At 42.4% G+C, this 20,040-nt stretch carries 33 protein-coding genes and 1 tRNA gene; 7 read left to right on the top strand and 27 right to left on the bottom strand.

Annotated elements, in window-relative coordinates:
* Positions 1–48: 48 nt before the first annotated feature.
* From ML462_RS14060 to ML462_RS14025, 8 genes are all read right to left on the bottom strand, one after another.
* Positions 49–384 carry a hypothetical protein gene (locus tag ML462_RS14060; RefSeq protein ID WP_240714465.1) on the bottom strand — a complete coding sequence of 112 codons (336 nt, stop codon included), beginning with the start codon at positions 382–384 and terminating at the stop codon, positions 49–51.
* 10 nt (positions 385–394) lie between these two features.
* Positions 395–832 (bottom strand): hypothetical protein, encoded by a 438-nt coding sequence (locus ML462_RS14055; protein ID WP_240714464.1) that lies wholly within the window; start codon positions 830–832, stop codon positions 395–397.
* A gap of 2 nt (positions 833–834) precedes the next feature.
* Positions 835–2,040: a DUF2586 family protein gene (locus tag ML462_RS14050; RefSeq protein ID WP_240714463.1), complete on the bottom strand. Its 1,206-nt coding sequence runs from the start codon at positions 2,038–2,040 to the stop codon at positions 835–837.
* Between the two features lie 2 nt (positions 2,041–2,042).
* A complete protein-coding gene (locus tag ML462_RS14045; protein WP_240714462.1) occupies positions 2,043–2,441 on the bottom strand; it encodes a hypothetical protein in 399 nt (132 codons plus the stop codon).
* Positions 2,438–2,932: a hypothetical protein gene (locus tag ML462_RS14040; RefSeq protein ID WP_240714461.1), complete on the bottom strand. Its 495-nt coding sequence runs from the start codon at positions 2,930–2,932 to the stop codon at positions 2,438–2,440. The genes ML462_RS14045 and ML462_RS14040 overlap by 4 nt, the downstream gene beginning before the upstream one ends.
* Positions 2,932–3,342, bottom strand: coding sequence for a DUF5675 family protein (locus tag ML462_RS14035; protein WP_240714460.1), 411 nt, complete (start codon positions 3,340–3,342; stop codon positions 2,932–2,934). Before ML462_RS14035 ends, ML462_RS14040 begins: the two co-directional genes overlap by 1 nt.
* A 91-nt stretch (positions 3,343–3,433) precedes the next feature.
* Positions 3,434–4,441 (bottom strand): hypothetical protein, encoded by a 1,008-nt coding sequence (locus ML462_RS14030; protein ID WP_240714459.1) that lies wholly within the window; start codon positions 4,439–4,441, stop codon positions 3,434–3,436.
* Positions 4,442–4,531: 90 nt separating this feature from the next.
* Positions 4,532–5,689 carry an ATP-dependent Clp protease proteolytic subunit gene (locus ML462_RS14025; RefSeq protein WP_240714458.1) on the bottom strand — a complete coding sequence of 386 codons (1,158 nt, stop codon included), beginning with the start codon at positions 5,687–5,689 and terminating at the stop codon, positions 4,532–4,534.
* A 186-nt stretch (positions 5,690–5,875) separates the two neighbouring features.
* Between ML462_RS14025 and ML462_RS14020 the strand changes: the two genes are divergently transcribed.
* The 7 genes from ML462_RS14020 to ML462_RS13990 all read left to right on the top strand — a co-directional run bounded on the left by ML462_RS14020 (position 5,876) and on the right by ML462_RS13990 (position 12,171).
* Positions 5,876–6,364 (top strand): hypothetical protein, encoded by a 489-nt coding sequence (locus ML462_RS14020; RefSeq protein ID WP_240714457.1) that lies wholly within the window; start codon positions 5,876–5,878, stop codon positions 6,362–6,364.
* 61 nt (positions 6,365–6,425) lie between these two features.
* The gene (locus tag ML462_RS14015) at positions 6,426–6,671 is read left to right on the top strand and encodes a hypothetical protein (protein WP_240714456.1); all 246 of its coding nucleotides are present in this window, start codon (positions 6,426–6,428) and stop codon (positions 6,669–6,671) included.
* Positions 6,672–8,183, top strand: coding sequence for a hypothetical protein (locus tag ML462_RS14010; protein ID WP_240714455.1), 1,512 nt, complete (start codon positions 6,672–6,674; stop codon positions 8,181–8,183).
* Entirely contained in the window at positions 8,183–8,599 is a 417-nt protein-coding gene (locus ML462_RS14005) for a phage protein Gp36 family protein (RefSeq protein ID WP_240714454.1), read from the top strand. The genes ML462_RS14010 and ML462_RS14005 overlap by 1 nt, the downstream gene beginning before the upstream one ends.
* Entirely contained in the window at positions 8,599–11,115 is a 2,517-nt protein-coding gene (locus ML462_RS14000; RefSeq protein ID WP_240714453.1) for a phage portal protein family protein, read from the top strand. The genes ML462_RS14005 and ML462_RS14000 overlap by 1 nt, the downstream gene beginning before the upstream one ends.
* A gap of 1 nt (position 11,116) precedes the next feature.
* Positions 11,117–11,632, top strand: a complete 516-nt coding sequence (locus tag ML462_RS13995; RefSeq protein WP_240714452.1) for a phage virion morphogenesis family protein — start codon at positions 11,117–11,119, stop codon at positions 11,630–11,632.
* A complete protein-coding gene (locus ML462_RS13990) occupies positions 11,632–12,171 on the top strand; it encodes a hypothetical protein (protein ID WP_240714451.1) in 540 nt (179 codons plus the stop codon). The genes ML462_RS13995 and ML462_RS13990 overlap by 1 nt, the downstream gene beginning before the upstream one ends.
* Here ML462_RS13990 and ML462_RS13985 read toward each other — a convergent pair.
* The 19 genes from ML462_RS13985 to ML462_RS13905 form a co-directional block, all read right to left on the bottom strand.
* The gene (locus ML462_RS13985; protein ID WP_240714450.1) at positions 12,168–12,350 is read right to left on the bottom strand and encodes a hypothetical protein; all 183 of its coding nucleotides are present in this window, start codon (positions 12,348–12,350) and stop codon (positions 12,168–12,170) included. The two genes, ML462_RS13990 and ML462_RS13985, sit on opposite strands and share 4 nt — an antisense overlap.
* A 102-nt stretch (positions 12,351–12,452) precedes the next feature.
* Positions 12,453–13,097 (bottom strand): tetratricopeptide repeat protein, encoded by a 645-nt coding sequence (locus ML462_RS13980; protein WP_240714449.1) that lies wholly within the window; start codon positions 13,095–13,097, stop codon positions 12,453–12,455.
* A gap of 51 nt (positions 13,098–13,148) precedes the next feature.
* Complete coding sequence (locus ML462_RS13975) at positions 13,149–13,325, bottom strand: hypothetical protein (protein ID WP_240714448.1); 177 nt, start codon at positions 13,323–13,325, stop codon at positions 13,149–13,151.
* 2 nt (positions 13,326–13,327) lie between these two features.
* The gene (locus ML462_RS13970; RefSeq protein ID WP_240714447.1) at positions 13,328–13,777 is read right to left on the bottom strand and encodes a hypothetical protein; all 450 of its coding nucleotides are present in this window, start codon (positions 13,775–13,777) and stop codon (positions 13,328–13,330) included.
* Between the two features lie 16 nt (positions 13,778–13,793).
* On the bottom strand, positions 13,794–14,345 hold the full coding sequence (locus ML462_RS13965; RefSeq protein WP_240714446.1) for an antibiotic biosynthesis monooxygenase family protein: 552 nt from the start codon (positions 14,343–14,345) through the stop codon (positions 13,794–13,796).
* Positions 14,346–14,376: 31 nt separating this feature from the next.
* Positions 14,377–14,832: a hypothetical protein gene (locus ML462_RS13960; protein ID WP_240714445.1), complete on the bottom strand. Its 456-nt coding sequence runs from the start codon at positions 14,830–14,832 to the stop codon at positions 14,377–14,379.
* Positions 14,832–15,170: a hypothetical protein gene (locus ML462_RS13955; RefSeq protein WP_240714444.1), complete on the bottom strand. Its 339-nt coding sequence runs from the start codon at positions 15,168–15,170 to the stop codon at positions 14,832–14,834. The genes ML462_RS13960 and ML462_RS13955 overlap by 1 nt, the downstream gene beginning before the upstream one ends.
* On the bottom strand, positions 15,167–15,448 hold the full coding sequence (locus ML462_RS13950; RefSeq protein ID WP_240714443.1) for a hypothetical protein: 282 nt from the start codon (positions 15,446–15,448) through the stop codon (positions 15,167–15,169). Before ML462_RS13950 ends, ML462_RS13955 begins: the two co-directional genes overlap by 4 nt.
* A 136-nt stretch (positions 15,449–15,584) precedes the next feature.
* Positions 15,585–15,710, bottom strand: a complete 126-nt coding sequence (locus ML462_RS16120; RefSeq protein ID WP_262914769.1) for a hypothetical protein — start codon at positions 15,708–15,710, stop codon at positions 15,585–15,587.
* On the bottom strand, positions 15,710–16,138 hold the full coding sequence (locus tag ML462_RS13945; RefSeq protein ID WP_240714442.1) for a hypothetical protein: 429 nt from the start codon (positions 16,136–16,138) through the stop codon (positions 15,710–15,712). Before ML462_RS13945 ends, ML462_RS16120 begins: the two co-directional genes overlap by 1 nt.
* Before the next feature lie 73 nt (positions 16,139–16,211).
* Positions 16,212–16,321 (bottom strand) — tRNA-OTHER (locus tag ML462_RS13940).
* A gap of 158 nt (positions 16,322–16,479) precedes the next feature.
* A complete protein-coding gene (locus ML462_RS13935; RefSeq protein WP_240714441.1) occupies positions 16,480–16,668 on the bottom strand; it encodes a hypothetical protein in 189 nt (62 codons plus the stop codon).
* Positions 16,669–16,733: 65 nt separating this feature from the next.
* Positions 16,734–17,390 carry a DUF3164 family protein gene (locus ML462_RS13930; RefSeq protein ID WP_240714440.1) on the bottom strand — a complete coding sequence of 219 codons (657 nt, stop codon included), beginning with the start codon at positions 17,388–17,390 and terminating at the stop codon, positions 16,734–16,736.
* Positions 17,391–17,407: 17 nt separating this feature from the next.
* Positions 17,408–17,533, bottom strand: coding sequence for a hypothetical protein (locus ML462_RS16115; RefSeq protein WP_262914768.1), 126 nt, complete (start codon positions 17,531–17,533; stop codon positions 17,408–17,410).
* Positions 17,534–17,535: 2 nt separating this feature from the next.
* Complete coding sequence (locus ML462_RS13925; RefSeq protein WP_240714439.1) at positions 17,536–17,811, bottom strand: hypothetical protein; 276 nt, start codon at positions 17,809–17,811, stop codon at positions 17,536–17,538.
* Between the two features lie 18 nt (positions 17,812–17,829).
* A complete protein-coding gene (locus ML462_RS13920; protein WP_240714438.1) occupies positions 17,830–18,138 on the bottom strand; it encodes a hypothetical protein in 309 nt (102 codons plus the stop codon).
* 1 nt (position 18,139) lies between these two features.
* Positions 18,140–18,478 (bottom strand): hypothetical protein, encoded by a 339-nt coding sequence (locus tag ML462_RS13915; RefSeq protein WP_240714437.1) that lies wholly within the window; start codon positions 18,476–18,478, stop codon positions 18,140–18,142.
* Positions 18,479–18,482: 4 nt separating this feature from the next.
* Positions 18,483–19,106 (bottom strand): hypothetical protein, encoded by a 624-nt coding sequence (locus tag ML462_RS13910; RefSeq protein WP_240714436.1) that lies wholly within the window; start codon positions 19,104–19,106, stop codon positions 18,483–18,485.
* 23 nt (positions 19,107–19,129) lie between these two features.
* On the bottom strand, positions 19,130–19,984 hold the full coding sequence (locus tag ML462_RS13905; RefSeq protein WP_240714435.1) for an AAA family ATPase: 855 nt from the start codon (positions 19,982–19,984) through the stop codon (positions 19,130–19,132).
* Positions 19,985–20,040: the final 56 nt, after the last annotated feature.

Raw genomic sequence — 20,040 nt, 5'->3', positions numbered from 1 at the left:
CTTTTTCCCAAAAATCTTCGCCTGGATCGAGTGAGATCTCCCCAAGCTCTATCGCTTTTTTACGTCAGACTCCTTGCGTTTAAACAGGCTGCCCACTGCCTTCATAACAGACAGTTTCAGCATGTCATCTTCCAGAATCTCCTGAGAGCCACCAAGCCTAACACCTTCAAGTACCAGTTTAAGACCGGTTAATTCCTGATTTTGTTTCGCTTTGCTCGCCAGAAGCTGAAGCAGGTCCAGCGAAGGATTCTTAACATAGGTCACATGCTTATTCCCTTCATCATCTTCGGTGGTGATCTCGTGAATGAACTTGCACTTATGCTTCTGTTTCCACTCGTCTATCTGAGCCTGATCTGCGTATCCTATAAGTTCGTCTTTAGCCATTTTTCAATTTTTATACGTTCCAGTCTATATGACTACAAATACATTCTACGGTCTGGTCTACCGTCTTATCATTCTGCTTCACTCCCTTACCGATCTTTACGATCTGGAAGTTCCTGATGATATCGGTTACCAGTCTGCCTTCATATTCGTATACCACTACGATATCTGTAGGCGGAAGATCCTGAAGACGTTTCCCGGTTCCACGGATGCTGTCCTGGATCGCTACCACCTCTTCCTTATAGAGTTTCAATCCACAGTTAGCGGCGTAGTTACCTTCCCCAACACCAATAGGCATCTTTCCGGCACCGTACATATGTTCTTTTTCTACCGTATCGTCATAACTAAGTTCTACGATACCTTCTACGTCACGCCCAAACAGGTTCATGGTGACAGAATTCCATCCTGCCATTTTCCCGAAGGCGTTGATTAATTTTGTTACTCGTGCCATAATTAATTAAGTGATAGGTCTATTTCAAATTCGTGAATGATCGCTCCCAGAGTTACTGATGCTTTCGCGATCAATGGTGTCTGGTCGTTCGGGTTCTGCCCGTTAGGGATCACGATCTCATAATCGCTTATTTCCTGTGTGGTCATCATATCCTGCAATGGCTTTCCTGCCAGAGTTTCAAGGTTCTTAATCACGGTTGCTGTTAAAGCACCGGTTTCAGCATTCCTTTTAAACCAGCCTCTTACTTTAGGGATAAGAGCTGTTCTAATTCCCCTGGCGGCTTTATTCCAAACCCCGTTATTTTCTCCTGAAGAGTAATCGGATGCCAGTTCTATACAGGTAGGCTCTCCATTAAAGTAGAAACCTCCAAATCCCTGAAAGTTCCCGGCGTAGATATAACCATAGGCCGTTAACTGTTTTTTATCTGCCGAGGTTAAACTGGTGATGATGGTACCATCACTAAGCGCAGCTTTTAACCAACGCTCTTCGGTATACCTGGTAAGTGGGAAACTCACGGTTCCTCTGCTCGATAATGGCTTTCTAACCACATCTACAGAACCTAAGTTCTCATTTACCTGTCTTATGGCACGCATACCCAACACTGCACCAACGGCGGCATAGTTTGCATAAGCGGCATCTATGGTAGCGATATCAGGGTCCTGTGCGATCACTGCTGAAACCTGTCCAGCCGATAAAGCTCTAAGATCTATGGCAGTTGCGGCGTTGATCCCTCTCGCCTCCAGGTAGATCCCGTCTACCAGAATATGATCTGCGGCAAGTGCATCTACAAAAGCCTGTGAAGCGTTGATCTCTGCCGTAAGGTCAAGATCTACTACATTGGCATTGTAGACAAAACCGATTCTTTTAATATCGGTCTGATCTCTAAACAGGTTCTTTGCCTCATCGGTGCTAAAGAAATCGGCAGCGGTAGGCTGATCTGTAGGGATCACATATAAAGTCCCTTCAGGTGCATAGGCGAAAAACTCTTCTACATGATGACGTAAAAGGATGGTGTTATTCGCATCGTATGCCTCATCGAATCCTGCATCGTCAAGGTCTGAAGCCTGTATGGCTTTGATTGCCTTGTTAAATTCAGGATTTGCGGCCTCTGGTGAGAAAACCACCAATGCCATCACCGCATCGGTGGAAGCATTGGCACGGTTTAACCCGCCCTGACCTTTATTGAATGTTACTCCTTCAAAACTCATTGTTAGTCTTCTTTAGGTTCTAATTCAGCAATTCTGTTCTGGATAGCTTCTACAGCCGTAGTTCTGTCCTTTCCTTCCTGCTCTTCTTTTAGCATGGCTGCAAGTTTCTCCAGGTCTTCAGTATCTTCTACATCAGCCTTGATCTGCTCAACCGTTTTAGGCTTGCTTTTGGTAGAAGCAGCAGCTTTGGTTTCCTTTTCCTTCGGAAGCTGGTCTTCTACTTCAGATCTCTCGATCTCATATACTTTAAGCGGAGTCTTTTGAGACTTCGCGTGCATGTTCGCACGGTCTTTGAAAATGAAGAACTGTCCATCGCTGGTAGCGAATAAAACGGCTTCGGTTCTGCCCTTGAAAATGGCAACACTCTTTTGTACTAATTCGTTTCTGCTTAAGGTTTTCATCTTAAAAATGATATTGGATTTGAAAATGATTGAATGAACCTGAACAACTTCCAGCCGAAATACAACAAACTAAGGCCGCCAATCCAGGCAAGTATTTTAACGATCCAGGGAATGTATTTAATTCGCTCTGGAGGTAATGTTATAGTGGTATCGGTTTTCACCTGGCGAAATGTAGATATGATACTGTCTTTCAATTTCAATTGAAGCTCCAGTGAATCACATTCTGCATTCGCATAAATCACATTGTCTTTTTTAAACAGCGATACATTCGCTTTACCGTTACTTTTAGTAATCGGCTTCTCGGTTAGATCTTGCTGATCTGCCGAAATAGAAACTTTTTGAAAAGGTACTTTGATCACCGTATCACGCAGACGAATTCTGCTATCAACATAAGTACTATCTAAAGTACTTACGGTATTGGTAATAGGTCTTCTTTGACTTCCACAGCCATAAAGAGAAATTACCAGTAATAAGATGAAAAAGTATTTCATTATACCTTTACTATTTTTAGTTTGAATTCACCTGGCAAAATGCCAAGTAGATCTGCCAGCGTTTCGCGGCTATTAACCACATCCAGTCTTCCATCTCCATTGATCTCCTTAAGATCATTTCCTACTAATACACAACCGAGGATCTGGCTATAAAAATTACCTGAATGAATAAGGATGTAACTCCTGCCTTCAACTTTGGTAATATGAAAGTGGTTTTTGAACTTTTTGCTGAACCTTTTAAGTACTGTGTACTCACCTTCAGGAATACAGCTAATCCTGTTTTTATTTTCTTTCCATGAAAGCTCCAGCGTATCACACTGATACTTGATCGCATTGTTTTTGTCCAAGACAAAAAGACGTCCCAGAGTCTGGGTTCCATCATCGATAATACGTTCAATTAATACTTTCATAGTGATTTTTTTAAATGCGTCTTAGACGCTCCCCCGTAAGGGAGCAGGCTACCTGCAATAGGTGAGCCTGCCTGGCTCAATTCAACTCTACCTATACTGCTGCTTTACCGTCAATAATTGCGGCCTGTCCCTGATCCATCAGAGCGTAGCAACCGAAATACAATCTGTATCCCATTACCGATTTTCTGTTTTCTGGATCTTCCTTGGAGCTACGTGCATATCTGGTAACTGTACCTTTTGCTTTCGCAGTTGTTTTCTTATGAAATACGATACTGGAAGTCCTTCCTGGATTCACAGAATCGAATGCTAATTTTTGAAGTGTGGTATCGTCATATACCGGAGTATAAACGTCCTCATAGATCTTAAAGCCATAGTAATTGATAGAGATCGCTCCTTCTGTACGGTTGTGATAACCTTTTTCGAAGCTGGAATCTTCCTGTAACAGGTCATTCGCGTGATCTGAATTCAATACCAGGATTCTACCTTTCTTAGGCACTTTCAACTTGTCAAGTTTACCTTTAAGGCTAATAAGATCCTTACGTGTTAATCTCAATCTTCCAGTACCGTCATCTTCACCGGTTGTTTCTAATACCGGAGTATCGGCAGTGTTACCTACTGGAGAAATAGAATGTAAAGCGTGATCTGTTGTTTTCTCTTCCAGTTCCTCTTTAAGTTCCAGGTTAACGTCGCCTTCTTTATCGTAAGCGATAGCGTAAAGCTCGTCATCTGTAACCTCACGGTTCTCTGTATCATACTTATTAAGGGAAACCACTACATGCTCGTCATCACGTCCTGCCGTAGCAATTGGGTATACCGTATTATTAATAAGGACAGATGGTGCGCTGTCGCCTGCACGCTTTGGGATCTTAATGGTATCATTATTAACCCAGTTATCTTTGCTCATCACTTCACCTAACCAGGTACCTACGTGACGAAATTTCTTAAGGATGAACTTTTCGTTCAATGTGTTTTTAAGGTCGCTGCCTACTACAGTACCACTGGCCAGAGTTACTACCTCCGGGTTCTCTTTGGCGAATCCCGATACTACGGTTGCCACGATAAGTCCTAAGACTAGAAAAATTCTAAATGCTGATTTCATTTTGTTCGTAATTTGATTGCTTTTCGATTTTTCAAAAACTCGTCTGTCAAGCAAACAGACGAGTTTTACTTTTTTCTGATGATAATTTTTCTATTGTTCGAGGTATGCCTCGTATTTAGCCTGGAAAGCTTCTGGATCTTCCTGCTCTAAAGCTTCGCGCTCTTCAGCGGTCATATCTTCGAACTTCTTATCCTTAGCAGTCGCAGCTCCTTTTCCGGCAGACTTTCCAGAGATCTGCTCAGAGATCTTTCCTGGTACCGGTAGATTTTCAATGTGAGCTTTAAAACCTCCTAAATCGGCATTCGCCCATTTCTCAAGACTTTCTCTGCTCTTAGCATCGATCTTCTTATCTTTTTGTGCCTGGTCAAGGATTGCCTTGATCTCATTCTGGCGAGCATCTTTCTCTTTTTGCTTCGCTTCCAGTTCAAGCTGATCTGCCTTCTCGGCCTTAGCTCTCAGGTCTGCCATTTTCGCTTTTACTTCAGCTTCAGTGGCATTTTCATCTAAGCCCAATTGAAGGGCGGTCACTTTTAAATCCATTTCATTATTTGATTTAGTTTTCTTTTTTGCGGGTTTTGGTGGATCAGGAACTCCGCATGCAGTAAACATGGCGGTTTCCTTTTCGGTAATTTTGCTGTTGTATTTCGATACTCCGGTGATCCAGCCTTCTTTTTCGGCTTCTTTGGCATTCAGCCATACATCGCCTTTAGACCAGTTCTTTTCTATTTGCTTTTCGGAAATAGATAACAGATCGGCATAACCTTTACGATAGTCTGAAGTGATATCCTTTAGTAATTTCAATCGGCTTTCCACCTGATCTTCATTACCTCGAAGCACTCCATTAGGTTTGTGATACATCCATTTTCCATTGGCTACCATATAGAATTCGTCACAAGCAAGTCTTATATAAGTACCTGCACTGGCAACGATCACTCCACCGTAGCCGATGATCTTCCCTTCGAAAGCTTTGATCTCGTTATGGATCTCTGCCGCCTGGAAAACATCACCACCAGGAGTGGTAATGGAAAGGCTTACCTCTTTAATCCCTTTTTCGTTGAAAGACTGGATCTGGTTACGAAACCACTCTGCGGAATTATTCCATCCATAGATAGCTCCCTTAATGACGATCTCAGCTTTATCGTTTTTCTCTTCAGCCGAAATCTCAAAAGGGAATTGCTCGGCAAGGATAGTTATATCCTGTGCGGCAATGGCCGTAATTATAATCCTGTCTAATTCTCGTGTTCGCAAAATGTCTATGGTTTTTACAACTGCTTTAGGTGGACAAATTTTGAACAAAAGGCAGGCTTAAAGAAATTGGATGTCCAGTATAAGGACTGTAATCCCTCTGCATAAGGACTCAGAGCCTGATCATGGAAAAGGAATTCCCGCCGGGCGTAAGATTATGGCAACTTTGTCCCTGTTAAGTATATAGTAATGGCAAAGGATAAAGAAAGACGTTTAGCCGAGGAATTGTATGTAAAGCAGCGCAAAACCGCGAAAGAGTGCGCCAAATTGGTTGGCGTTACCGAAAAGACGATGGGCGACTGGGTAGATAAGTACGGCTGGAAAGAACGGCGGGCGGCTGCCATGAGCAGTTTAAAGTCTGGAATGGAAAATATTAATGAACTCATTAATATATATACCGAACGTGCGATAGCCATAGAGCGTGATAATGTAGATCACCTGGAGCCAGATCAAAAGAAAGACCTGGTTAAGGAAAAGGTTGGTTTAATTGATGCCATTGCCAAGCTTAACAAGACCAAAGAAAACTTCGAGAAAGAACATCGCATTCCTTATAACGTATATATCAACGTTACCGAGCAGATCATGAGTGCCATGCTGGAGAAGCATCCCAAGCTTCGAACCGAAGTGCTGGACTTCTTTGAAGAACACATCAATCAAATCGCCTTAAAATACCGATAAAACTATGTTTAAAAAGATATTGAACCTCACGTTTCGCTTTGCGCCATTAAAACAATGGCAAATGGAGATAGGCGCATACCTGCTTAAAAAAGGATGCGGTTACCAGATAGGGCAGATTGTCCAGGAGAAAAGACTGGAACGTGGAAAATGGAGAGTTAAAGTGATCACCGGGATCTTCTATGATTTTAGGGAAAACAAGATCAACCATACAGCCGATAAAAGGATAATTACCTCTGAAGCTAAAAAGAAGTTTTTCAGTTTTAAGAATAAAGAAGAAAGAGCAACCGAGAAGTTTTTCAGGTCGTAGATGAAACACCAGGATAAAATAGCACAAAAGCGGATTCTTGAGAAGATCAACCTTATTAGGAATGCCCAATCGGTAAATCCTAACGAAACTAAGGAGGAACGCAAGGCCGCTATTAAAGTCTGTAAGAAAGATTTTGCAAAGACCGTTGAACGGTACTTTCCTCACTATGCCGATAGTCCTTCCGCATCTTTCCATATTGAATTGGCTAAATACCTTTCCAAACATTTAACAGCCAAGGCATTTGCCGAATGGGGGCGCGGTCTGGCAAAATCGGTGGTGTGCGATATCCTTATTCCTTTCTGGCTATGGCTAAGAGGTGAAAAGGTGTATATGGTGATCGTGGGTAACTCCTACGATAAGGCCAAACAGTTACTGGAAGATCTTCGCCTGGAATGGGAAAACAATCCGCAGATCATCGCCGATCATGGCGAACAAAAGAACCTGGGAAGCTGGGAAGATGGTTTCTATACCACGCAGTCCGGTTTTATTGGTCAGGCGATTGGTATGGGGCAAAGCTGCCGTGGACTTCGTGTTAAGAACCTGCGTCCTAACTTCATTGTAATGGACGACTGCGAAACTGCCCAGACCACTAAAAACGAACGCAGGCAGGACGAGGTGGTGGAATGGGTGGAAAAACACCTTTTGCCAACGATGGACGGTGATATTAGAAGGTTTGTCCAGGCAAACAACGCTTTTGCCCCGGTGATGATCCAGAAGAAACTTCAGGAACGTCACCCAGACTGGTTCGTACATCACATCAAGGCTTACGACTCGGTTACCTATAAACCAAGCTGGCCTGAAAAATACAGCGATACTTACTTTAAGACCGTAGAAGACGAGATCGGGATACTGGCGGCTCAGGCTGAATATAACCAAGAACCGCATGTAGAAGGAAAGATCTTTAAAGATGAGCATATACAATGGGCAAAACTCCCGCGAATAGATCACTTTGAAATGATCGTGGGACACTGGGATGTTGCCTATGCAGGTACTTCTACTGCCGATTATAATGCGGTTAGGATCTGGGGACTTAAAGACAAGCAGTTCTACTATATCACTTCATTCGTAAAGAAAACGAAGATGCGGGCTGCCCTGGAATTCATTTGTGACTTCCAGAAGCAATTACCGCCTTCAGCATTCATTCACTGGCAGCATGAAAGCCAGTTCTGGAATGACGAGGTACAGCGAACCATTGCAGAAATGGAAGAGCTGCACGGCGTGGATCTAAGAATGGCACGCGTAGATACTCCAAGAGTAAGGAAGTATGACCGTATGATCTCCATGCATCCGTATTACCAGAATGGTCGTGTATGGTATAACGAAAAGATGAAGTCTCACAAAGATACTCAGGTGGGATTGTCTCAGCTTTTCGGGATCGAACCGAATTATAAAGGACATGATGATGCACCCGATGCCGATGAGCAGTGCATTAGTTTCCTGAGCAAACATATTTATACCAAACGTGGCGGCGCGATCTCCACGGGTAGAGTAGAACGAAAACATTTGTATTAATGGAATTACAGTTTTTAGCATTTGAAGATCTTGAGACCAGGGTTTTTGAAGATTACCTGGTCGATAGCGAACAGGAAGATATCGAAGCCACTCAAAATATAGAAAAGCAGGCTATTTCCCTGGTGAAAAGCAAGCTTAGAAAACGCTATGATACCGATGTTATTTTCACCAATGCAAATTACGCAGGACGGGATCTTATCATCTGGGCGGTGAGTGGGATTGTTAGTTACAGACTTATCAGGAGAAATGCTGCACGAAAAATGCCTTCAGATCTTAAAGACGAATATCAGGAGGTCATGGCATGGCTTAACTCGGTACGAGACGGCAACGAAAACCCGGAACTTCCTATGCTTCCTGAAGATGAACAAAAAGGAGTGCTTTGGGGTAATTCTACCAATCAAAATCAATACTTGTAATGGGATCACAAAATAGCAGAATAGGCAAATCACATAACAGGCTTAACCGGCCTTCCAATATCATATTACCCAAATCGCAGTCTTTAAGCGTCCAGTCTATAAAGTCATGGAAAGATGCCGTAGAACTGGCTTCTTTAGCTGAAAATGCCAACCGTGCGCCTTTGATGGAGGTGTACAGGTCTATAACGCGGGATCTTCACCTGAAATCTGATATACAGACCAGGGTTTTAAAGATCATGGGTTCCAAGTTCAAGATCGTAGACGCTGCCGGAAAGGAAAACCCGGAGATCCAGAAGCTGTTTAAATCTAAATGGTTTAACCGCTTTCTCTACCACGCCATGATGGCGAAGTTTCACGGTACAACCGTGATAGAGCTTTGGGATCTCGATCCCGAGACTATGGCCTTAAAAGCAACCAATCTTATCCCACGTGAAAACTGCCTTTTTGAAGATGGTATTATCGTGAAGGAAGTTGGGGACGAACAGGGTTATCTATATAAGGAAGGGATTTACGAACCTTATTATATACAGATTGGAAGTAACAATGACCTGGGCCTTCTGGAAGACGTTGCGCCAGATGCACTGGCAAAGAAATTCGCCAAAGCTGCCTGGACAGAATTCTGTGAGAAATATGGAATTCCGCCACGCTGGGTTACTACAGATTCTTATAGCGATACCAGGCATAGAGAATTAGCCGAAATGATGGCTTCCATGGTGAATAACCACTGGGCCGTGCTTCAGGGTAATGAGAAGATCGAAGTAATGCAGACCAACGGGGCGAATGCCAAGGCGGTCTTTGATGATCTAATCAAACGAATGAACTCTGAAATGTCTAAAGGCATTTTAGGACAGGACGGGACCACCAACTCCAACGATAAATCTGGCACTTATGGCAGCCTGAAAGTGATGCAGGATGTGGCAGATGATCGCCATGATGCAGATAAGACAGATATTGCCTATCTCATCAATGACGAGCTGCTTTGGCGCATGGAAATGATCAGCCCGCTTTATAAAGGAATCACCAATTATTCCTTTGAGTGGGATGAGTCTAAAGAACTCAGCCCAGAAGACCTGGTAGAAACGGTAGTGAAGCTATCCAGCGCAGGTTACGATGTAGATATAGAATACATCACCCAGCAAACGGGAATTCCGGTTACCGGGATTCGCCAGATGATCGCTGAAGCCACGCCCAATGAAAAGGGCGAAAAAAAAAAGCCGAATTCAAAGCAAAGCTTAAACGCTATGGTCTCTAACGAGATCATTTCCTATTACCAGGAAAGAAAGCCAGACGATTCTTTAAATATCGAAGCGGTAGACCTGGGGAGTTATACCCGGTTAATAGAAAAGATCGCTAAAGATCTTCACCAGGGAAAAATGAAACCTGAAGATCTTAATACAGATCTGGTAAAGAATATCTATAAGGATCTTAATGAAGCTGCCGGGCAGGGTTATGGCAAGGATTATTATAATTATGATTCTAATGCCGAACGCAAACTGGAGCTTCGCCAGAACCTTTATAGGTTTTCGGGAGCCAAAACATACCAGGAAACCGCAAAGCTGAATTTCCTTTTGCAGGGTGAAGATGGCGAACCACGTTCTTTTGAAGACTTCAAAAAAGAAGCTTTAAAGCTGAATGATGAGTACAATCGAAATTATCTAAGGACAGAAGCTCAAACGGCACAAAGAGCCTCTGCGCAGGTTGAAAAATGGGCTAAATATGAAGATCAAAAAGAGCTTTACCCAAATTTGCAGTATAAAACTGTTAAGGACGAAAAGGTTCGGGAGGATCATGAGAACCAACATGATGTTATAAAGCCGGTAGATGACGATTATTGGAATAGATGGTATCCGCCAAATGGATGGGGGCCTTGTCGATGCTATGTAGTACAGACCACAAAACCGGCCACTAAAGGAACTCCTAAAGGAAGTCCCGCTATGGGTTTCAATAATAATGTAGGTAAAACAGGAAAGACTTTCGATACCGAACATCCCTATTTTGTATTTCCTCCGGACAAAGTGAAAAAGATTCGTGAGGGCTTTGAGAGCCTGAAGTTAAGCGAACCTAACTATGAGCAAGTTTACAAAAAAGGAAAGGCGAAACTGGAAACTTCCATCTGGGCAGATCCAAAGAATATCGTACAGCACATTTCCACCGGAAAGATCCTGGCAAAAGACCTGAAGGCAAAAGTGCAACTAAGGCCCCAGGTAGATACTTCTATTCTCAAAAAGGAAAAGAATGCCACCTTTAGCATTAACGAGAAAACAGCGAACCTAAAGCAGGTGAAAACCGCTAAGGATATCCAGAGTGAATTAAAATCCATCAAAACCGATACGGCTATTTTCAACCTGGATAATTCAAAAATGAAAGCTCTGGAAGTGGTTACCGAAGTTGGGCAGAACATCGCCAAAAAGATCAGCAGTGTATTCTTTACCCGAAAGGAGAAAGCCCTGGAACTTACCCGGGAGCAGATCCTGAAGAAAGAGACCGGGCAATTAGAAAATCTTTTAAAAGATTAGGATGGACAAGGTACCCGATTTTCAGAAAATAGGCCGGGAGCTAATGAAGGATGCGCAAACCATCGCCGAGGTGGAAATGCTGAATTTCGTGCTTTCCAATTTTGAAAAACAAGGCTTTACCGATAGTGGTTTTACTCCGTGGCAGAAAAGGAAAGACGATGCAGATCCCGGCAGGGCTATCCTGGTTAAATCTGGCGGGTTACGGGATTCAGTTAAGGTAACGCATAGCAGCCAGGAGAAAGTAGAACTTTCAGCCACGGCAAAGCATGCGCAAATACATAATGAAGGTGGAACCATCAATATCCCGGTAACCAAAAAGATGCGCAAGTATTTCTGGTATATGTATAAATCTACCAAACAGGCGAAATGGAAAGGCATGGCGCTTACCAAAAAGAGCCACTTTAATGTGAAGATCCCGAAAAGGCAGTTTATGGGAGAATCCAAACAATTCAATGAACATATAGAAGGGCTTTTCTTTAAAGCTATCGTAGAACGATTTAAAAACAATTCGAACTAATGGAAAATCTAAAGGACTTATACCTGGAACATGAGAAAAGGATCACCGACAATCTTCCCGAGATCAAACACGTAGACCTGTGGAGTGAACAGGTGGGATTTATGGAAGAGGAACATCCCTTTAAAGCTCCGGCGGTATTTTTCAGTTACAGGATCATCGATACCGATGACCAGGGAAAGAAGCTTCAGCAATTAAGATTACAGGCCGAGGTGTATCTGTACTTTGAAACCTTTGCCGATACCAAAAGAGGTTCCAAGCGACAGCAAAAGGCTTTGGCCTTTCTGGATCTGCTCACTAAAATAAATGCCTGCTTTCATGGATCGCACGGGAAATACTTTGCCGAAATGAGAAGAACCGGATTTGATCCCGTAGAGACCGGAACCGCCAATCTTTTATATGTGCAGCGTTATGAACTAACGGTTAGCGATAGTTCTGCCCAGGTACTGGAGAATGAACTGAAATTTGAAAGTATGGAAGTACAGGTAGACAAGGCCGAACCGGCAGCGGTGGTTAAGGCCAATGATCTTTATGACGTTTAGCCGCCATACACATATCCTTCAACCGTTTTAGGAGCCAGAAAGAACTTTTCGGCGGTCTCATGGATGCACCAGATGGTAGTGTGTTTTTTAACGCCATGCTCATAGACGCTATCAAGCTTTTTATAAAACGAAAGAACCATATTCTTTCGACGAGCGTGTAGGTTAGGATCTCTTGCCATAGTAGTAGATACTACAAATGTAAAAGCTTTCTTAATACCGCGCAACCTAAATTAAAAAAGCCCCTACAGGAGGGGCTTTCAGCATTTTATATAAATGTTAAACTAAAGTTGGGCAATTTTGTTGTTAAGCTGGCTCATCTTGAACTCTATCGCCCTGGTATCTACCATTGCGCTGTACTTCTTATCGATGCTAACGGCTTTGTCTATATAATCAAGGGCTTTCTGGTAATATGCTTTAGCGGTTTTGTAATTGGTCTCTTTCTCGCTCTGCTCATCGGCAAGTTTATATTTCCATTCGTCACCCAGTTCATTATACAGGATTCCCTTTAATAAAAAGGCTTTTCCCTTATTGTCGTTTTTCTCCACAAGGAAGTCAAGATCTGCCTGGGCTTTATCGATCATCTTAGTACGCACTCCAGAAAACATATTCATCTGGCCCATTAACGCCTGAACCCTTATCCAACGGTAAGCGGTGTTTTGTGGCGCGGCTTCAATCGCTTTATCTATATACCCGGTTACATAATGGCTAGGCCCTTCGGTAAGATGTGATTTTGCCAGCAGGTAGTTGGCCTGTTCGTGCATTGGTTCGCTTTCCAGGGCGATCCTTAAATACTTCCTGGCTTCTGAAGAGGCCGGATCTTCCTGAAGCTTTACTTCAGCCCTTTGGATAAGCTCCTGCACGTCGACTTGCTGTGCGAATACCTGAAAACTAAATAAGACAAATGCTAAGACTAGTAATTTTTTCATAGTTCTAAGATACTGTTTTTTCAATAAATGAAAAGAGGGGAAGAATCCCCTCTATAATAATCCAATAAAACCGGCAATAATCAAACCTATTAAAATGATCATAACTATTACAGGTAAAATTATACCTGTACCGGAATCACTACCAACAATCATCGGGTCATTTACTAAACTGTCCCAGGCTATATAATCTTCATCCTTTAACTTGTCTAAATATTCTTTATCTATCATAATTATCGCTTTTCAAATTTATCCCTGGTAAGGCTGATCTCGTAATATTCGCTTTCAAGGAGTCTGCCAGTGGCCGAGAAGCTGCGGTATTCCTTTTTCCATTCGATCTCTTTTTCCATATCCTTTTCGCCGTATTTATCGAGGTTATAAAATCCATCGAACCAGGCATAGTGAATATCATGTTGAAAAGAGGTTACGCTAAGGCGAAACATCCTAATCCCGTCCTGCTCGAACTCGCTATATTCTACCTGGTAATTATCGCCATTGTCTTCTTTATGGAATTTGGTATTTCCGTGGCGTACATACAGCACGTCCATTCTTTCCGGGTAGAAATGTATATAATGATTGTCCCATCGTACCGGGTCTTTATCGCAGCCAATAAGGGCGCAAATGATAATGATAAACAGTAAAAAAGTGATCGCTTTAAAAAGGGGTTGTAATAGTGATTTCATTGGGTTTTGGTTTAGATTAGTATTTAAGGTTAGTCCAGTGAATGATCTTTCCGATAAAGTCAGCATTAAACCAGGCAAAGAAATCTTCTTTTGAATCGAAGCCATCGTTTATTGCCAATTCGGTCATTCTGCCGTCATCGTAACCATCTATTCCGAAGATGAGTTTATCATCGATCTTTACAAAAGGTCTCATTTCGCCCAGTGGTTTAGAAAGCGGGATGTATTTAATCTCAATTTTCTGGATACTTACTGCCGTGATAACCGGTGCAAACTGGTAGCGGTTCTTTGAACGGTTATTGATCACAAAGTGAATATCCCGGCCTGCTTTCCAGTTATCGCCTTTGTCTTCCCTTATTGTATGCAATTTGGGGTATACGCTTTGCATTATACCTGAGTAGAATCCTTCGAAGCGATCATAACTAAAGAAGGTTCGCATTTTAAAAGCATGCATGGCTTCTGGATATTCTTCTTCAAGTGATTTAAGAACCTTAAAAGGAAATAGTGTAGTTGGCCTGGGCATATGTTTAGATAATGATTTAGGCCATTTTTGAGAGAATGATAATGTCATTTTTTTAAGTTTGAGTTAAATTAATAATGCTTTATACTGCAGATTTCCATTCGTTATGGTAATATTCCTGGTTTAGGTAGGTAGTGGGATGTGCTTTATCTATGCCGTGCTTTCTGCTCAGGTAATTATTGTAATGCTTGATGGCTTCCAGGGCTTTAAGCTTATCGGCTTTAGATAGTTTCTTCCAGGTATTCTCTGCCATCTTCTTTTTTCCCACTTTGTTGCCATAGGCATTCCAGAAAGAATCGAAACTAAGATCTGGCTCTCCTATTTTAATATCGAATTCCGGGATCGTATTCCATTGCTTGATCTGGTCTTCACGGTAGGGGAATTTTCCCTTTACAAATAACCAGTTGATCTGCTTGGCGTCCAGTTCGCCTTCCAGCAGTTTAAACTCGGCTAAAAGACCGTTTAAATGATATTTAAACTGCCATACAATAGGTGAATTCTTTCCGGTAACGGTATAGGTTGTGAATTGTTCGTCCATTATGCTAATTTTTGATGTATGGTACTTCTTAAGGTGAATAACAGGCTGCGCTGGTATTCGTTGTTTTCAATAAGCTGATCGGTGAGGTCGGCAATAAGAGCTTCGAGTGCCCAGGCTTCATGATATTTTAAAGTGAGCTTCACCTTTTTATTTTCGAACAGGTTGGCTTTGCGAATTTGCGCCTTGCACTTACTGTCAAACTTATCTGCCAGATCCATCCCGATACTCTTATACACATTCTCACGGCTTACACAGGAAACCGGAAGGTTATAGACTTCTTTCAGGATCTTGTTAGCCGCCATAAGCGTATCGGTGCTTAGTTTTAATTCTATTTTCATAGTGCTACTTTGTCTTTTTTTCTTTTAAAAGTGTTTAATGGCTCTACCGGGTTAACTTTTACTCCCCAAAAAATGGCGTTGGTCTCGATTTTTGTATCAGATATATCCTTTTTGGTATACTGGTATTCCATTTTCTCTATTTGCTTGTTTTGATCGTTCAGGCGGCCTATTTCGCTGCTTAGCTTTAACCTGTCCTCGTAGGTGGTGCATTCACTTAGAAAAGCCACGTAATTCTCTAAAAGCCGCTTATTTTCTCTTAATTTCTGTTCGTAAGTCATATTCTGGAACATTTACAGTTTTCAACAGGCTTTCCACATCCATAGCAATGAAGCTCCTCTTTCCAACTTCTGGAACAGCCCATATAGGTAGGCCATTTACCATTGCAAGTGGGGCATCTTTTTTCTCTTTCCATGATTAACAATCGGTTTCAGGTTCACTTAAATGTTTTCCGCAATCTGGGCAGGCTTTTACGGTCACCTCGCAGGTGCAGTTAGATCCAATCACTTTTATAACCGGATCTTTAGGGTGGGTACATTTCATTATTTGAATTTTGTATCTATCATTCCTTCCAGGGCGGTAATGATCTTACTGCATTCCCTGGCATTCATCTTCTTTAAGGGCTTTTTAACCGGTGATTTATCGCTCTTTAACCATTCGCTCAGTCGGTTAAGGTCTACCACTTTTCCAAAGCGTTCATCTGGAGTGGTCCAGTCTAACTGGCGGCAAAGGGAAAGGATGTATTTATGTTTTCCGTTATCCTTATTAAAAAAGGCCCAGTTATCGGTCTTATTTTTATAAGGAGTACCACCGGCTTGCTTAATGATCTTATTCGCCTGTTCAAAGCTGAGATCGTTGGTACTGGTCTTATTTACATCGCCGGTAACCCATTGCACATATTCTTCTTTGGTATCCTTTTGATACCCGCAAAGCCGGTAAATGGCTTGTTTCTGTTCTTTCGTTGCTTTCATAAGTCGGTAAGCTTATATTGAGTGTTTATAAGGTTGTAGAACCAACCCGCATTGATGCGGGTAGCATCCTTAGTTCCCACGGCAGGACTCGAACCTGCACTATCTTACAGCGAGAGGGATTATTTAACTGCGCACCCTCAAGGATAGCCTACTAATAGCGTCTACCAATTCCGCCACGTGGGTTTAATTTCAATTTTTCAGTTTCCAGGTCTTTCTGTCAACCCGGAGGTACTTGGCACCTTCCTTCATCTTCTTTGCTTCATTCTCTTTGGCGATCTTCAGGGCTTTCTCTGCCTTTTCCTTTTGCCAGGGCTATGTCTCAAAGAATGGATCTTCCATGCTTATACGGTAAAGGTTGCATTCAGTGGGGCCGAGGAAATTTCCATACACATAATGTATTCGCCCAGAAACCTTTTTTCGGTATCAGTGAGTTCCTGAAGTCCCTTCCACATGCCGTCCATGTCCTGGGATACTTTCTTGCCGTTCACTTTTAGATCTCTGTCTGTTTCCTGTATTATTTCTACACTCATTTTCGGGGGAGTTTTTAAATTTGATACTGGCGATATGGCCATCTATCATTTGTTGATAATTCATTTTACAGGCTTGAGAATTGCAGGGAAACATCTTCCCATTTTCCTTTATCACTTCGGATATATAATCGACAGTAAAGGGCTGTATCTCTCATTCGCTGGCATCCAGAAAGCTTATTAATGAGATCTAGCATTTCTTCATCATCCAATTGAATTGCCTTTCTACGGATCTTTACAATCAATTTTGGATCATATTCACCGGTTTTACCTTTTATAAGAAGTTCATCCAGATAACCGTATAACTTCTTATTGCGATTAGCATATTTCTCTTTGAACAGTTCTTTAATAGAATCTATATGCACAATAGCTTCCTCGGTAAACTCAAAACGCTCCTGGCGATCTACAGTAACCTTTACCGTATCATCGTTATTCTTAAGCGTGAAAGACTTGGTTTCTTTCGGCTCTTTCCCTTCCACCTTATACATGCGCTCATACAGCTTATTGGCCTCGGCAATGGTGTAATCCTTCAGTTCTTTCATTTCGTTGTGAAGCTGCTTGAACTTGGAACCGGAATGCTGTACAAAATCCTGCTTGTCTTTTTCGTACTGCTTTTTTTCCTTTTCCTGCTCGGCCTTCTCTTTTTCCCGGCGTTGCTGAAGTAGCTGTTCAAGTTCCTGTGAACTCATCTCAGCGGCTGATTTTTGTTTTTCTAGTGTTTCCATTTTTTATGATTTGAGTGTTAACTGAAATATCCTATTGCTGCGATTAGAAGAGATAATCCTACGAAGAAGGAAAGGATCACTAAGGCACATCCTTTATAGCCTTCAAATTCTGATATCTCCGTTTCTTGATTTTCGGTTTCCATAGTTATTTCTTGATTTTAAATTCGATTCGTATTCCTTCGCCAGATCTGGTAAGGCTAAGTTCCTGGTTCCAGCTATCAGCGAAATAGATCAGGTGGTTTAGCGTAGCCGAGTTAAGCGGTCTGTTGGTATTGGCTTTGGCGGCTACCAGAATGCCTTTTTCAAATTTGAGTTTGGAATCATGCTTAGGCACGATGATCTCGTTAAGACTTTCTGTAAACCTTCTGGTTTGTAGTTGTGGGACGTTTACTCCCGGTACATTTGGTTGTACTGTGTTCATAATTAAGATATAGTTGAGTTAATATTTTACTTCCTGTTTCACCCACCCCGTGTTATCGATCACCCGGAGGATATGAGTCACTTTCTGCTCAAGATCCTGCGCGATCTTATAACCATCTATGCCCTGGTAAGGAGAATCGTTTTCTATGGCCGAGATCTGTTTAAGAGATCCTGCGCATTCCTGGTGCAGGCAGGTTCTTTGTCCGGTGGTAAGTCCGCCGTTTTCCAGAGACCATCCTAAAACCAGTTTAAGGTCGATGATCCTGCGTTTTAGAGCGTAGATCTTATCTTGATCGCTGATAGGTCCGGTGTGGGTGTTTTTGTTCATACTAATTGAATTGAGGTGTTATTGGTTCTTGTTTTCGGGCTTTGCTTAAAAGCGGTTTGCAGTAGAAATCCTTTACCTGGGCCACGATCTCTGCATGGTATTTTCTTAATACCAGCTTATCTGCCTTTGTATGGAATTCGTAAGCTCTTTTGATGAACTTTCGCTGCAAGCGGTTGTACTCGGTCTGCCACCAGTTGAACAGCTGCGGATTCGCCAATAGCTTCTGGCAGTCGTTTTCCTCATGGCTGTGCATAAGGCACCACTGGTGGTAGTGGTTTATGATCATTTTCTCGTAGTTGTCTGCTGAAATTTCCAGCATAAGTTGAATTAGCTTTTTCATGTTTTTAAGGTTTGATGTCTGCACTGGCTTCGGCTGCACCTTCAGCCCAGATGGTAAAGGGTTCACCGCCTCCATATCTACTCGTGACATAGGCTCTGTATCCTTCCACTCGAATCTTTACATCGGCATCGTAGCGTACAAACTTTGCCGCACGGCCTTCAGGTTGTTTTCCTTCAGCATGGGAAATGAAGATGAAAAGGGTTTTAGGATATTTGGCTTTAAGTCTCTTGTATTCGGTTTTGGTGAGTCCGGTATACTGAAAGGAATCGATGATCACCACGTTAGGTGCTTTTCGCTTATTGAGTCTTTTTTCAAGATCTTCTATTCCTTCCTGGAGAATGATGAATTTTCCTTTTACATGGTGCATATGGTTACGCTTGCATGCGAGTTGGAAACTTTTACGAGCGCCTTCCTCAAGGGTGTTATAAGCTACTCTTCCGAATTTGGTAAGGTTTTTAGCTGTTTTGATAGCAAAATCGGTTTTACCGTTCCCGGATTGTCCCCAGATGATCCATACTCCAGATCTTTCAGGTTTTCCGAAGCTTTCTAACCATTCGCCTTCAAACGGCATTTCTTCAAATTTCATTTTATACATCTCGTCTACTGAGATCGCTCTTTTTAAGGGCATTTAAGTATTGGGATTTGGGGTTATTATTTAGATTTCTTTCGGTTCTTGATGGCGTGGATCTTGCGCATTACCCTACGCAGGTCGTTCTCACTATCCTTAATGATCTCTTTAATATCATTACGGTCTGTAACACCATTGGCGGCGCATACCTGAGTGATATCTGAAGGGCCTACGCCATTTAGTTCGATACATTTTCTACCGATACGGCTGTAGATCTCTTTATATCCTTTCTTGTTAAGACGCAATCCTTTCTTAATTCGCTTATCCAGGTGATCTGTAGCCACCAGTACGATCCCGCAGTGATCTTCTAACTGGTTGTAGATCGTAATAAAGAAATACAGTACCTGGTCGCTTAGCTTATCAGCCTCGTCCATGATGATTAAGGGATTATCCTGCTTTTTAAGGACTCTTACCACCTCCATCATCATTTCGGCCACTGTAAGCCCGCTATAATCCCTTCCCATCGCTAAAAGAAGCTCTGCAAGGAAGTATTTACGGTTCCAGTACTCATTACACTGTAAAAGGTGCGCTCGTTTATGATTCGCAGCGTAAGACTTTAAGGCGATGCTTTTCCCGCTTCCTGCTTCACCGGTAATGGCGAATACATTGTGATGCTTTTGCGCATCTGCCAGTAACCTGGTCACTTTTTTGTAATCGCGAGTCTCTACGATCTCTTTTCGGTTAGGATTGTAGCCTATTTGAGAAGCTACATTTCTAAACATCTCGTCTTTGATAAGATCCCAGTTACGGTTGATCATCTGGCTTACGGTGGCAGAGGAAACTCCTTTCAGGGTTTTTGCCGCCTGATTCTGGGAGTCGTACCTTGAAACGTAGCGTTCCAGTTCTAAAACGATTTGCTCTTTGTTCGGGTTTGTCATAATTTTGGGTTTTTGAAGTTTGGCCCTCGGTTCGCTTTCTCACGGAAAACCGGGGG

Origin of the sequence: Christiangramia lutea (assembly GCF_022489035.1) — a bacterium.
Classification (GTDB): domain Bacteria; phylum Bacteroidota; class Bacteroidia; order Flavobacteriales; family Flavobacteriaceae; genus Christiangramia; species Christiangramia lutea.
This window is presented reverse-complemented; position numbering and strand designations above follow the sequence as displayed.

What these genes read in the sequence shown, in the direction of transcription:
- ML462_RS14015 (WP_240714456.1), top strand. Translation starts at nt 6,426, where the DNA reads ATGGAGATAGGCGCATACCTGCTTAAAAAAGGATGCGGTTACCAGATA.
- ML462_RS14010 (WP_240714455.1), top strand. Translation starts at nt 6,672, where the DNA reads ATGAAACACCAGGATAAAATAGCACAAAAGCGGATTCTTGAGAAGATC.
- ML462_RS14005 (WP_240714454.1), top strand. Translation starts at nt 8,183, where the DNA reads ATGGAATTACAGTTTTTAGCATTTGAAGATCTTGAGACCAGGGTTTTT.
- ML462_RS14020 (WP_240714457.1), top strand. Translation starts at nt 5,876, where the DNA reads ATGGCAAAGGATAAAGAAAGACGTTTAGCCGAGGAATTGTATGTAAAG.
- ML462_RS14030 (WP_240714459.1), bottom strand. Translation starts at nt 4,441, where the DNA reads ATGAAATCAGCATTTAGAATTTTTCTAGTCTTAGGACTTATCGTGGCA.
- ML462_RS13935 (WP_240714441.1), bottom strand. Translation starts at nt 16,668, where the DNA reads ATGAGTGTAGAAATAATACAGGAAACAGACAGAGATCTAAAAGTGAAC.
- ML462_RS13925 (WP_240714439.1), bottom strand. Translation starts at nt 17,811, where the DNA reads ATGAACACAGTACAACCAAATGTACCGGGAGTAAACGTCCCACAACTA.
- ML462_RS14055 (WP_240714464.1), bottom strand. Translation starts at nt 832, where the DNA reads ATGGCACGAGTAACAAAATTAATCAACGCCTTCGGGAAAATGGCAGGA.
- ML462_RS14040 (WP_240714461.1), bottom strand. Translation starts at nt 2,932, where the DNA reads ATGAAATACTTTTTCATCTTATTACTGGTAATTTCTCTTTATGGCTGT.
- ML462_RS16115 (WP_262914768.1), bottom strand. Translation starts at nt 17,533, where the DNA reads ATGGAAACCGAAAATCAAGAAACGGAGATATCAGAATTTGAAGGCTAT.
- ML462_RS13950 (WP_240714443.1), bottom strand. Translation starts at nt 15,448, where the DNA reads ATGACTTACGAACAGAAATTAAGAGAAAATAAGCGGCTTTTAGAGAAT.
- ML462_RS13985 (WP_240714450.1), bottom strand. Translation starts at nt 12,350, where the DNA reads ATGGCAAGAGATCCTAACCTACACGCTCGTCGAAAGAATATGGTTCTT.
- ML462_RS13955 (WP_240714444.1), bottom strand. Translation starts at nt 15,170, where the DNA reads ATGAAAATAGAATTAAAACTAAGCACCGATACGCTTATGGCGGCTAAC.
- ML462_RS14035 (WP_240714460.1), bottom strand. Translation starts at nt 3,342, where the DNA reads ATGAAAGTATTAATTGAACGTATTATCGATGATGGAACCCAGACTCTG.
- ML462_RS14060 (WP_240714465.1), bottom strand. Translation starts at nt 384, where the DNA reads ATGGCTAAAGACGAACTTATAGGATACGCAGATCAGGCTCAGATAGAC.
- ML462_RS13995 (WP_240714452.1), top strand. Translation starts at nt 11,117, where the DNA reads ATGGACAAGGTACCCGATTTTCAGAAAATAGGCCGGGAGCTAATGAAG.
- ML462_RS13905 (WP_240714435.1), bottom strand. Translation starts at nt 19,984, where the DNA reads ATGACAAACCCGAACAAAGAGCAAATCGTTTTAGAACTGGAACGCTAC.
- ML462_RS13980 (WP_240714449.1), bottom strand. Translation starts at nt 13,097, where the DNA reads ATGAAAAAATTACTAGTCTTAGCATTTGTCTTATTTAGTTTTCAGGTA.
- ML462_RS13930 (WP_240714440.1), bottom strand. Translation starts at nt 17,390, where the DNA reads ATGGAAACACTAGAAAAACAAAAATCAGCCGCTGAGATGAGTTCACAG.
- ML462_RS14000 (WP_240714453.1), top strand. Translation starts at nt 8,599, where the DNA reads ATGGGATCACAAAATAGCAGAATAGGCAAATCACATAACAGGCTTAAC.
- ML462_RS13965 (WP_240714446.1), bottom strand. Translation starts at nt 14,345, where the DNA reads ATGACATTATCATTCTCTCAAAAATGGCCTAAATCATTATCTAAACAT.
- ML462_RS13970 (WP_240714447.1), bottom strand. Translation starts at nt 13,777, where the DNA reads ATGAAATCACTATTACAACCCCTTTTTAAAGCGATCACTTTTTTACTG.
- ML462_RS13945 (WP_240714442.1), bottom strand. Translation starts at nt 16,138, where the DNA reads ATGAAAGCAACGAAAGAACAGAAACAAGCCATTTACCGGCTTTGCGGG.
- ML462_RS13915 (WP_240714437.1), bottom strand. Translation starts at nt 18,478, where the DNA reads ATGAAAAAGCTAATTCAACTTATGCTGGAAATTTCAGCAGACAACTAC.
- ML462_RS14045 (WP_240714462.1), bottom strand. Translation starts at nt 2,441, where the DNA reads ATGAAAACCTTAAGCAGAAACGAATTAGTACAAAAGAGTGTTGCCATT.
- ML462_RS13990 (WP_240714451.1), top strand. Translation starts at nt 11,632, where the DNA reads ATGGAAAATCTAAAGGACTTATACCTGGAACATGAGAAAAGGATCACC.
- ML462_RS16120 (WP_262914769.1), bottom strand. Translation starts at nt 15,710, where the DNA reads ATGAAATGTACCCACCCTAAAGATCCGGTTATAAAAGTGATTGGATCT.
- ML462_RS13920 (WP_240714438.1), bottom strand. Translation starts at nt 18,138, where the DNA reads ATGAACAAAAACACCCACACCGGACCTATCAGCGATCAAGATAAGATC.
- ML462_RS13960 (WP_240714445.1), bottom strand. Translation starts at nt 14,832, where the DNA reads ATGGACGAACAATTCACAACCTATACCGTTACCGGAAAGAATTCACCT.
- ML462_RS14050 (WP_240714463.1), bottom strand. Translation starts at nt 2,040, where the DNA reads ATGAGTTTTGAAGGAGTAACATTCAATAAAGGTCAGGGCGGGTTAAAC.
- ML462_RS13975 (WP_240714448.1), bottom strand. Translation starts at nt 13,325, where the DNA reads ATGATAGATAAAGAATATTTAGACAAGTTAAAGGATGAAGATTATATA.
- ML462_RS13910 (WP_240714436.1), bottom strand. Translation starts at nt 19,106, where the DNA reads ATGCCCTTAAAAAGAGCGATCTCAGTAGACGAGATGTATAAAATGAAA.